General features: G+C 48.0%; 1 protein-coding gene. It reads right to left on the bottom strand.

Annotated features, from left to right (window positions below):
- A partial coding sequence (locus tag MiSe_RS50050) for a hypothetical protein (protein WP_226595077.1) occupies positions 1–205 on the bottom strand: 205 nt, incomplete at its 3' end.
- Between the last annotated feature and the right edge of the window lie 128 nt (positions 206–333).

The raw sequence follows: 333 nt of genomic DNA, 5'->3' as shown, positions 1-333 counted from the left end.
GGGGCACGGCAAGGGAGGAATTTATTGCTGGCAACCAACCTGACTGATGCCGTGCCCCTACTTTGATATCGAATCGGGAATGGATATGAATCATTGGTCGGGGCACGGCAAGGGAGGAATTTATTGCTGGCAACCAACCTGACTGATGCCGTGCCCCTACTGGTTTTATGGCTAATGACATCACGTTCGTTGAATTGCCCATCATAAAAAAACCTCACAGAGTTGTTGCGTAGGGACAGGGCATCAGAGATATCTCGGACAAACAGATAACGTTAATCGTGCCGTGTCCCGACTGCCAATTATGGGTAATCGACCGAACTTGATATGAATAAT

It is taken from the genome of Microseira wollei NIES-4236, from assembly GCF_020521235.1.
GTDB classification, from domain to species: domain Bacteria; phylum Cyanobacteriota; class Cyanobacteriia; order Cyanobacteriales; family Aerosakkonemataceae; genus Microseira; species Microseira wollei.
This window is presented reverse-complemented; position numbering and strand designations above follow the sequence as displayed.